The sequence below is a fragment of the Lysobacter humi (ex Lee et al. 2017) genome, assembly GCF_054781815.1.
The window spans coordinates 25119-35469 of record NZ_BAAGTR010000015.1; the positions used below are offsets into that span (position 1 = coordinate 25119).

Annotated in this window: 11 protein-coding genes; 10 read left to right on the forward strand and 1 reads right to left on the reverse strand. The window is 71.1% G+C overall.

Annotation, left to right across the window (positions count from 1 at the left end; genetic code table 11):
* Positions 1 to 92 precede the first annotated feature (92 nt).
* Positions 93 to 1304: an RtcB family protein gene (locus ACYVJJ_RS14990; protein WP_460834824.1), complete on the reverse strand. Its 1212-nt coding sequence runs from the start codon at positions 1302 to 1304 to the stop codon at positions 93 to 95.
* 117 nt (positions 1305 to 1421) lie between these two features.
* Here ACYVJJ_RS14990 and ACYVJJ_RS14995 point away from each other — a divergent pair, with 117 nt between their 5' ends.
* From ACYVJJ_RS14995 to ACYVJJ_RS15040, 10 genes are all read left to right on the forward strand, one after another.
* Positions 1422 to 2162 (forward strand): flagellar motor protein, encoded by a 741-nt coding sequence (locus ACYVJJ_RS14995; RefSeq protein ID WP_460834826.1) that lies wholly within the window; start codon positions 1422 to 1424, stop codon positions 2160 to 2162.
* The gene (gene motD / locus ACYVJJ_RS15000; RefSeq protein ID WP_460834828.1) at positions 2162 to 3043 is read left to right on the forward strand and encodes a flagellar motor protein MotD; all 882 of its coding nucleotides are present in this window, start codon (positions 2162 to 2164) and stop codon (positions 3041 to 3043) included. The genes ACYVJJ_RS14995 and motD overlap by 1 nt, the downstream gene beginning before the upstream one ends.
* A gap of 1 nt (position 3044) precedes the next feature.
* Entirely contained in the window at positions 3045 to 3815 is a 771-nt protein-coding gene (locus ACYVJJ_RS15005; RefSeq protein WP_460834830.1) for a ParA family protein, read from the forward strand.
* The gene (locus tag ACYVJJ_RS15010) at positions 3812 to 4447 is read left to right on the forward strand and encodes a chemotaxis protein CheW (protein WP_460834832.1); all 636 of its coding nucleotides are present in this window, start codon (positions 3812 to 3814) and stop codon (positions 4445 to 4447) included. The genes ACYVJJ_RS15005 and ACYVJJ_RS15010 overlap by 4 nt, the downstream gene beginning before the upstream one ends.
* Before the next feature lie 176 nt (positions 4448 to 4623).
* On the forward strand, positions 4624 to 4923 hold the full coding sequence (locus tag ACYVJJ_RS15015; RefSeq protein WP_460834833.1) for an STAS domain-containing protein: 300 nt from the start codon (positions 4624 to 4626) through the stop codon (positions 4921 to 4923).
* A complete protein-coding gene (locus ACYVJJ_RS15020) occupies positions 4920 to 5285 on the forward strand; it encodes a response regulator (protein WP_460834835.1) in 366 nt (121 codons plus the stop codon). The genes ACYVJJ_RS15015 and ACYVJJ_RS15020 overlap by 4 nt, the downstream gene beginning before the upstream one ends.
* Positions 5286 to 5307: 22 nt before the next feature.
* Positions 5308 to 7293, forward strand: a complete 1986-nt coding sequence (locus tag ACYVJJ_RS15025) for a chemotaxis protein CheA (RefSeq protein ID WP_460834837.1) — start codon at positions 5308 to 5310, stop codon at positions 7291 to 7293.
* A gap of 22 nt (positions 7294 to 7315) precedes the next feature.
* Positions 7316 to 7807 (forward strand): chemotaxis protein CheW, encoded by a 492-nt coding sequence (locus tag ACYVJJ_RS15030; RefSeq protein ID WP_460834839.1) that lies wholly within the window; start codon positions 7316 to 7318, stop codon positions 7805 to 7807.
* A gap of 72 nt (positions 7808 to 7879) precedes the next feature.
* Positions 7880 to 8959 (forward strand): OprO/OprP family phosphate-selective porin, encoded by a 1080-nt coding sequence (locus tag ACYVJJ_RS15035; RefSeq protein WP_460834840.1) that lies wholly within the window; start codon positions 7880 to 7882, stop codon positions 8957 to 8959.
* A 4-nt stretch (positions 8960 to 8963) separates the two neighbouring features.
* Positions 8964 to 10351, forward strand: a 1388-nt coding sequence (locus tag ACYVJJ_RS15040) for a HAMP domain-containing protein (protein WP_460834842.1), incomplete at its 3' end; no start/stop codon positions are given.

Here is a 10351-nt window from a genome sequence, read left to right on the forward strand (position 1 = left end):
GGCCGGTGCCATCGGGGCGCCGCGGCGGCAGCGGCGGCGACGCGTGGCCGGACTCGGCGCGCCGCCGATTCGTGCCCGGCGCACGCCGGAGCTCAGCCCTTGACGCAGACCACCTGCCGCAACGTGTGCTCGACCGACACGAGGTCGGACTGCGCCGCCATCACCGCGTCGATGTCCTTGTAGGCCGCCGGGGATTCGTCGATCACGCCGGCATCCTTGCGGCATTCGATGCCGCGCGTCGCCGCGATGTGCTCCTCCAGCGAGATGCGCTCCTTCGCGCGGCCGCGGCTCATCACCCGCCCCGCGCCGTGCGAGCACGAGCAGAACGATTCCTCGTTGCCCTTGCCGCGCACGATGTAGCTGCGCGCGCCCATCGAGCCGGGGATGATGCCGAGCTGGTCGCGCCGTGCGCTCACCGCGCCCTTGCGCGTGACCAGGATGTCCTCGCCGAAATGCGTCTCGCGCGAGACGTAGTTGTGGTGGCAGTTCACCGCGTCCTTGTCGGTGCTGATGCCGGGAAAGTGCGCGCGCATCACCTGCATCACCGTCTCGAGCATCTGCAGCCGGTTCTCGGCCGCGTAGTCCTGTGCCCAGGCGAGCGCCTCCCAGTAGTCGTCGAAGAGCCTGGAGCCTTCGCTGAAGTAGGCGAGGTCGCGATCGGGAAGCGCGACCTGGTGGCGCATCATCTCCTCGCGCGCCCGCTCGATGAAGTACGTGCCGATGCGATTGCCCACGCCGCGGGAGCCCGAGTGCAGCATCACCCAGACGCGGTCGGCCTCGTCCAGGCAGATCTCGATGAAATGGTTGCCGCCGCCGAGCGAGCCGAGCTGGTTCGCCGGTGACTGCCTTGTGGCGACACCGGGATGGCGGTCCTCGATCGCGTCGTAGCGCGCCTTCAGCCGCTTCCACCGGCCGGACGCCGAATTGGGCACCACCGACCACGCGCCGCGGCTGTGCCGCCCCGGCGTATTGACGATGCCGTGCGGCACCGCGCGCTCGATGTCGGCGCGCAGCCGCGAGAGGCTGTCGGGCAGGTCGCGCGCCGCCAGCGACGTGCGCACCGCGATCATTCCGCAGCCGATGTCCACGCCCACCGCCGCCGGGATGATCGCGCCCTTGGTCGGCACCACCGAACCGACGGTGACGCCGATGCCGACGTGCACGTCGGGCATCACCGCGACGTGGCGGTGGATGAACGGCATGCCCGCGAGGTTGCGCAGCTGCTGCAGCGCCTCGGGCTCGAGCGGCACGCCGTCGACCCAGGCCTTGATGGGCGCGCGGCCGGTTTCCTGGAAGGTCTGCATGGGCCAGTCCGGTGAAGCGAGCGCCCTATTCAAGCATCGGCGCCGTATACCCCGGCTGAGCCGCCCCGGGCGTCGGCGCATTCAAGAAAAGCGGGCGCCCACCCGTTAACACCCCCGATGGACAGGCTCTCCCTCATCGGCGTGGTGCTGGCGCTCGTGGCGCTCATGGGCGGCAGCGTGCTCAAGGGCGCGGGCCTGTCGGGCCTGTGGTCGCCGGCCGCGTTCCTGATCGTGATCGTCGGCACGCTCGCCGCGATTCTCGTACAGACGCCGATCGCCACGTTCCGCCGCGCCATGCGCATCGTGCGCTGGGTCTTCCACCCGCCGGCGCGCGATCCCGCGGCGCAGATCGCGCGCATCGTGGAGTGGAGCACCGTCGCGCGGCGCCAGGGCCTGCTGGGCCTGGAGGCCGAGATCCCGTCGATCGGCGACGACTTCCTGCGCAAGGGCCTGCAGATGGTGGTCGACGGCAGCGAGCCCGATGCCATCCGCCAGGCGCTCGAGATCGACATGCAGAGCGCGCAGCACCGGGACATGGCGGCCGCGAAGGTGTTCGAGGGCATGGGCATCTACGCGCCCACGCTCGGCATCATCGGCGCGGTGCTCGGCCTGATGGCGGTGATGAAGAACCTCGCCGACCCGAGCCGCCTCGGCCACGGCATCGCCGCGGCCTTCACCGCGACGATCTACGGCATCGGCGCGGCGAACCTCGCGCTGCTGCCGATCGCGGCCAAGCTCAAGGGCGTGGTCAACGACCAGACCATCGAGCGCGAGATGCTCGTCGAGGGCCTGATCGCGATCGCGCAGGGCGAGAACCCGCGCAACATCGAAGCGCGACTCTCGGGTTATCTGCACTGATGGCCCGCCGTCACGTCCACGACGACCACATCAACCACGAGGCGTGGGCGATCCCCTACGGCGACCTCGTGACGCTCCTGCTCGCCTTCTTCGTGGTGATGTACGCGATCAGCTCGGTCAACGAGGGCAAGTACCGCGCGGTGTCCGACTCGCTCAATTCCGCGTTCGGCGGTCCGCCGCGCTCGCCCACGCCGGTGCAGCTCGGCCGGACCCAGCTGCGCGGTGCGGCCTACGACCGGCCCTCGCTCACCACCGCCGGCGCCGCCGGCCCGAGCCGCGCGGTGCCCGTGCCGAGTCCGCAGGTCCGCCCGACGATCATCGACGCCGCGGCCGCGAAGGTCGCGCGCGAGCAGAGCCAGCGGCAGCTGCAGGCGATCGGCGAGCGCATCGGCGATGCACTGTCGGGCCTGGTCGACCAGAAGCTCGTGCGCGTGCGTCGCGGCGCGGACTATCTCGAAGTCGAGATCCAGAGCGACCTGCTGTTCTCGAGCGGCTCGGCCGCACCGAGCGCGGTCGCGATCGACACCATCCGCGAGCTCGGCGGCGTGCTGCGCGGAGAACCCAATGCCGTGCGCATCGAGGGCTATACGGACGACCAGCCGATCCGCACCCCGCAGTTCCCGTCCAACTGGGAGCTGTCGGCGGCGCGCGCGGCGAGCGTGCTGCACGAGCTCGAAGCGACCGGCATCGCGCCCGCGCGGCTGTCGATGGTCGGCTTCGGGCAGCACCAGCCGGTGGCCGACAACGGCACCGCCCAGGGCCGCAATGCGAACCGCCGCGTGATGCTGGTGATCCTCGCCGCGCCGCAGGGCGCCGATTCCGTCACCCGCGCGATGCCCGTCGCGGCCGAAGAACTCCCCTCCGCGCGCGAGGCCGGCTGACATGAAGACCTGGGCGATCGCCAACCAGAAGGGCGGCGTGGGCAAGACGACCACCACGCTCTGCCTCGCCCGCGGGCTCGCGCAGGCCGGCTACCGCGTGCTGCTCGTCGACCTCGACCCGCATGCCTCGCTCTCGCACGCCTTCGGCGTCCCGACCGATCCGATGCCGCGCGGCTCCTACGAGCTGTTCACCGACGCGACCTGCATGCTCTCGCGCCTGGCGCAGAAGTCGTCGGTCGAGCGGGTGAGCCTCTGCCCGGCGCAGCCCGCGCTCGCCACGCTCGAGCGCCGCGGCGCGAGCCAGCCGGGCCTCGGGCTCGCGCTCGGGCGTGCCCTGCACGCCGCGCGCGACGTCTACGACTTCGCGCTGCTCGACTGCCCGCCCACGCTCGGCCTGCTGATGGTCAACGCGCTCGCCGCCGCCGACCGTCTGGTATGCCCGACGCAGACCGATCCGCTCGCGCTGCACGGCCTGCGCGACATGCTGCGCACCGCGTCGATGGTCGAGCGCTCGCGGCGCAGGCCGCTGCCGCGCAGCATCCTGCCGACGCTGCACGACCGTCGCACGAAATCCGGCGTGCAGAGCCTGCAGGAACTGCGCGACACCTACGGCGACCTCGTCTGCCCCGACGCGATCCCGCTCGACACGCGCCTGCGCGACGCGGCGAACCTCGCCGCCGGCGGCAGCGTGGCCAGCCGTGGCGCCGATGCCTACCGCGAGGCGCTGCAATGGCTCCTCGATCCCCTTTCGATGCAATGTGAAGCCGCATGACCATGGCCACCCTGGACGCCTACGTGGACGAACTGCTCACCGCGCCGCCGACGCCGGCGACGACGGCCGCCGCCTCGCTGCCGACGCCCGCTGCCGAGCCCGCGCCCGCGGTCGCCGTCGCGACCGCCGCACCGCCGCGCCATGCCGCGCTGGAACCGGCGGCACCGATCGCGCCGATCCCGCGCGTGCTGCCCGCCGCACCCGGCCGTGCGCGCACCGCCACCGGCGGCAACCGCTGGCTGCGCGTCTGCGTGGGTCGCGACAGCTATGCCTTCGAGCTGCTGCGCGTGCAGGAGGTGGTGCGCGTGGCACCGGTCGTCGCGATGCGTGGCGCCGGCCATGCGGTGCTCGGCGTGATGAACCTGCGCGGTCGCATCGTGCCGGTGTTCGACCTCGGCCTGTGGCTCGACGTCGGCGCCGTGCATGCGGAGGAGCGCTCACGCGTGGTGGTGATCGAGCGCGACGACGAGCTGATTGGCGTGCTGGTGACGGGCGTGGACGACGTGGTCTCGCTCGAGCGCGACCACGTCGAGCCGCCGCTCGCCGGTGCCGACCCGGGCCCGACGCTCGGTGTCGCCCGCGTATCCGACGCGCCGACGGTGCTGCTCGACGCCGACGCGCTGTTCGGCTGATCCGCGCCATCCGGAGCCCCCGTGCGGTGGCCGCGCGGGGGCTTCGTCGTCTGCGGGGACCGGCACCACCCACGCCGGAGCCTCGACCGCGGTCACCGTTCCGGACGCGGTCGAACGCTCAAGTCCCCTCGGGCCGTGCCGATAAATCCGACGTAGTCCCCGTGGCGAGGTGCGTCGTGACCGAACTGACCCTCCAATCCGACCTCGGCATCGAGCGTGTCGGCGACCTGCAGCAGACCCTGCTTCCGCACCTGGAAGACGACGAGCCTGTCGCGATCACCGCCGACCGCGTCGAGCGCGTGCATGCCGCCGGCATGCAGCTGCTGCATGCCTTCGTCCGCGACCGCGCCGGCGCGGGGCGCACCACCACCTTCAACCTCGCATCCCCCGCCTTCGTCAACGCCGCGCGCCAGCTCGCGCTCGCGGTGAGCCTGGGCGTCGAGAACCCACACGTTGTACATGGAGATCCTGCGTGAGCGCGCAACTGCTGATCGTCGACGATTCCACTTCCATGCGGCAGATGGTCGCGTTCGCGCTGTCGTCCGGCGGCTATAACGTGAGCGAGGCCGAGGATGGCCAGGCCGCGCTCGACATCGCCAAGACCCGTCGTTTCGATGCGGTCGTCACCGACGTCAACATGCCGCGCATGGACGGCATCGAGCTGATCCGCCACCTGCGCCAGCTGCCCGACTACCGCTTCACCCCGCTGCTGATGCTCACCACCGAGTCCGGCCCGGAGAAGAAGCAGGAAGGCCGCGCCGCGGGCGCGACCGGCTGGCTGGTGAAGCCGTTCGACCCGGAGCAGCTGCTCGCGACGGTCCGCAAGGTCCTCGGCTGATCCACGCAGGAGTTCCGTCCCCATGGACATGAGCCGGTTCCACGCGGCGTTCTTCGAGGAGAGCCGCGAAGGCCTCGACACGATGGAGTCCGGCCTGCTCGGCATGGAGGCGGGCCGCTCCGACGCGGACACGATCAACGCGATCTTCCGCGCGGCGCATTCGATCAAGGGCGGCGCCGGCACGTTCGGCTTCCGCTTCATCAGCGACTTCACCCACGTGATGGAGACGCTGCTCGACGAGGCGCGCGCCGGCAAGCGCCACCTCGACTCGGCGGCCGTGAGCGTGCTGCTGACCTCCGTCGACGTGCTGCGCGGCATGCTCGACTACGCGGAAAACGGCGGCGCACTCGACCAGCCGGCGATCGACGCCAGCAAGGCCGAGCTCGATTCGCTGCTCAGCGGCGCGCCCGTGGTGGCGCCCGCCCCGGCCGCCGCGAAGGCGAAGCCGGCCGGCCCCGACTGCTGGCGGATCGTGTTCCGCCCCTATCCCTCGCTGTTCCTCAGCGGCAACGACCCGCTGCGCATGCTGCGCGAGCTCGCCGACCTCGGCGCGCGCGACATCACCTGCTTCGACGACACGCTGCCGAGGTTCACCGAGCTCGATCCGGTCAATGCCTACCTCGGCTGGTCGTTCGAGCTGCCCGGCGACGTCAAGCGCGCCGCCATCGACGACGTCTTCGCCTGGGTCGAGGACCAGTGCGACCTCGTGATCGAGGCGATCGAGCCCGAGCCGGTGCCAGTGCTCGAGGCCGAGCCGGTGCACGCCGCCGACGCCCCGGTCGCGGACGGTACGCCCGTCACCGCGCAGGCCGCCGCAGGCGGCGGCGCGGAAAGCTCGATCCGCGTCGGCGTCACCAAGATCGACCAGCTCATCAACCTCGTCGGCGAGCTCGTGATCACCCAGGCCATGCTGCTGCAGCGCGCCGAGGGCCTCGATCCCGTGCAGCACGAGGCCCTGCTCGCCGGCATCACGCAGCTCGAGCGCAACTCGCGCGACCTGCAGGAAGCAGTGATGTCGGTCCGCATGCTGCCGGTCGACTTCGCCTTCAGCCGCTTCCCGCGCATGGTCCGCGACCTCGCGACGCGCCTAGGCAAGAAGGTGCGCCTGAAGACCAGCGGCGAGCAGACCGAGCTCGACAAGGGCGTGATCGAGAAGATCGTCGATCCGCTGGTGCACCTCATCCGCAACTCGATCGACCATGGCCTCGAGGCACCCGAGGAGCGCCGCGCGGCGGGCAAGGACGAGACCGGCACCATCGCGCTCTCGGCCGTGCACCAGGGCGGGCACATCGTGATCGAGGTGAGCGACGACGGCCGCGGCCTGAATCGCGAGCGCATCCTGAAGAAGGCGGCCGAGAACGGCCTGCCGTTGCCGGAGAACCCGACCGACGCGCAGGTGTGGGAGCTCATCTTCCATCCCGGCTTCTCCACCGCCGACAAGCTCACCGACGTCTCCGGCCGTGGCGTGGGCATGGACGTGGTGCGCAAGAACATCCAGGCGCTCGGCGGCAGCGTCGACATCCACAGCGCCGCCGGCCGCGGCTCGACGATGACGATCCGCCTACCGCTCACGCTCGCGATCCTCGACGGGATGACCGTCGCCGTCGGCAGCGAGGTCTTCGTGTTGCCGCTCAACGTCGTGGTGGAGTCGCTGCAGCCGCGCGAAGACGAGGTCCGCACGATCGGCGGCGGCGACCGCCTGCTGCGCCTGCGCGAGGACTACATTCCGATGCTCAACCTCGCCGAGCAGTACGGGATGGGCGTGGGCACCAGCGCCGTCCTCGATGCACCGCCGATCGCGGTCGTCGTCGAGAGCGACGGCCGCCGCATCGCGCTCGAGGTCGACGAACTGCTCGGGCAGCAGCAGGTCGTGATCAAGAACCTCGAAACCAATTACCGCAAGATCGCCGGCGTGTCCGGCGCCACCATCCTCGGCGACGGTCGCGTCGCGCTGATCGTCGATGCCGACGGCCTGGCGCAGCACGTCCGCACGAAGGAAGCCGCCTGAGCGGCGCTACAGGACCCTCGCGATGAGCACCGACACCGCCCTCGATACCGCCGGCATCGCCGACCACGAGTACCTCACCTTCACCCTCGGCGCCGAGGAGTACGGCGTCGACATCCTGAAGGCGCAGGAGATCCGCGGCTACGACCAGGTGACCCGCCTGCCGGGCGCGCCGGGGTTCGTGAAGGGCGCGATCAACCTGCGCGGCCTGATCGTGCCGGTGGTCGACATGCGCCTGAAGTTTGCGCTCTCGCAGGCCACCTACGACGACACCACGGTGATGGTCGTGCTGAGCGTCGCCGGCCGCACGATCGGCATCGTGGTCGACAGCGTCTCCGACGTGATCCGCCTGCAGCCGGCACAGGTGCGGCCGACGCCGGACCTCGGCTCGGCGATCGACCGCAAGTTCCTCACCGGCCTCGGCGTGGTCGAGGAGCGCATGCTGATCCTGCTCGACATCGAGCGGCTGATGACGAGCGAGGAAATGGGCCTCGTCGAGAGCGCGATCGCGGCCTGAGCCGACTCGGCGCGGCGTGACGCGCTCCTTCTCTGCAATTCCCGCCCGATGGCGGGCTGTCCGGCTGCCCCGATGTCACTCCGCGTCTTCCGCCCTCTCGCCTGCGCGCTCGCGCTCGGCTGCATCGTCCCCGCGTGGGCTGCAGGCCTCGACGTGGCGCCCACGGCCAACATCCATTACGACGTCGTGCGCTTCGACGCCGACGACACGCGCCTGCGCGACGACGATGCCTTCCGGCGCCTGCGCCTCGGCTTCAAGGCGAAGAACGGACCGTGGCAGCTCGTCGCCGAGCACGACTTCGCCGACCGCACGCCCGCCGACGCGTTCGTCGAATACACGCCGGCGAAAGGCCATGCCGTCCGCGTCGGCCAGTTCAAGCAGCCGTTCTCGCTCGAGGACGCGATCAGCGACAAGCAGGCCCCCTTCCTGGAGACCTCGCTGCTCGGCACCTACGCGATCGGCCGGCGCATCGGGCTCGAGTACTCGCGCCATGGCGATCGCGGCGTGCTGAACGTGGCTGCATTCGGGCAGCGCCTGGATGGAACGCTCGAGGGCCGGGGCCTGACCGCGCGCGGGGCCTGGGTGCTCCGCCGCGATGCACGCGGGCTCCTGCAGCTCGGCGCGAGCCTCGCGACCGATACGCCGGACCTCGAGCGCGCGTCGTTCTCCGCATCGCCCGGAACAGCCCTCACTTCGGTGCGGAGCGGGAGCAGCGGCAGCTTGGCCGGTGTCGACCGGATCGACCGCGGGGCCGTCGAGGCGCTCTGGGTCCGCGGAGCCGGGTCGCTGCAGGCCGAATGGGGCCGTGTCGCCGTGCAACGCGACGGGCGCCCGGACTACGCCACCGACGCGCAGGCGGTCGTCGCGACGTGGTCGCCGACGGGGCATTCGCGCAGCTGGAAGCGTGGCATCCCGGGCGGCCCGTCCGGCGCAAACGGCGTGAACGGTGCATGGGAGCTCGCCGCGCGCTGGAGCGCGATCGACCTCGACGACGCCGGCATCCACGGCGGCCGGGTCGCGAGCTACGGGCTCGCCGCCAGCTACTTCCCGAATCCCCACCTGCGCATCGCGGCCAACCTCGTACGCACGTCGCGGGCCGGCGGCGCCGATGCCCCCCTCCTCGCCGCGCTGCGCGTGCAACTGACGTATTGAGCCCATGACGATGCCGTTGTCGCGCCTTGCCGACCTGCCGATCGCCCGCCGCCTCGCGCTCGGGTTCACCACCGTCTCGGTCCTGCTCCTTCTACTCGGCGCGTTCGCGCTCTGGCAGGTGCGGCAGACGCATGCGACGGTCGTCCAGCTCACGCGGCAGGACATGCCGGTGGTGCGCGACCTCGGGCGCCTCGCCACGCAGCTCGCCGAATACCGCGTGAGCGAGCGCGGCCTTGTCGCGAGCAGCGACGACCCCGGAAAGTCGGCCGAGTATGCCGACGAGCTGGTCGCCGGCCAGCGCGACTTCTACGCGCTCGCCCGTTCACTCGCCCCGAGCTTTCCGAGCGGCCGCGAGCGGGTGCTCTACGCGGACGTAATGAGCTGCGCCAACCGCTACTTCGCCAACAGTCGCGCTCTCGTCGTCGCACTGAAGGCCGGCGACACCGCGCCGGCGAAGCGCGCGGGCGACCTCCGCCAGGCCACGGCGGATGCGCTGCAGGGGCTGCTCAACCACGGCATTGCGCGCCTGAACGCGCAGGTGGACGCGCAGGATGCGGCGCAGGCGCGCAACCAGACCGTATTCATCGCGCTGGTGCTCGCGGCACTCGGTGTCGCGGCGCTGTTCTCGGTTCTGATCGCGCGCTCCATCGTGCGGCCGCTGCGCGACGTGGTCGCCGGCGCGGACGCCGTCTGCCGCGGCGACCTCGACTTCGAGCCGTGCACGCGCGACCGCAGCGAGCTCGGCCAGCTCGCCGACGCGATGCGCGGCTCGCTCGCCACGCTGCGCCGGTACGTGGCCGCACAGCGCGCCATGCAGCATGCGCACGATGCCGGCGACATCGACCACGTCGTCGATCCCGCCGTCTTCCCGGGCAGCTACGGCGTGATGGCGCACGAGATCAACGAGCTCGTCGCGTCGCACATCGCCACCCAGATGCAGGTGATCGACGTCGTGAGCGCCTATGCCCGCGGCGATCTGGCCCGGGACCTCGAGCGCTATCCCGGCCGCAAGGCGCGCATCACCGAATCGGTCGATGCGGTCAAGGCGGGCCTGCAGGCGGTGAACTCCGAGATCGTGACCCTAGTCGATGCCGCAGAAGCCGGTGACTTCAGCCGCCGCGGCGAGGAGTCACGTTTCGAGTTCGTCTATCGCGACATCATCGCGTCGCTCAACCGGCTGATGCGCACCGCCGACGACGGCCTCGGCGAGATCGGCGGCCTGCTCGGCGCGATGACCGACGGCGACCTCACGCGACGCATCGAGACGCGCATGCCCGGCCAGTTCGGCGAGCTCGCGCGCAATGCGAACCGCACCGTGCACCAGCTGTCGGGCATCGTCGGCCAGATCCGCATGGGCAGCCAGCTGATCAACACGGCGGCCGGTGAGATCGC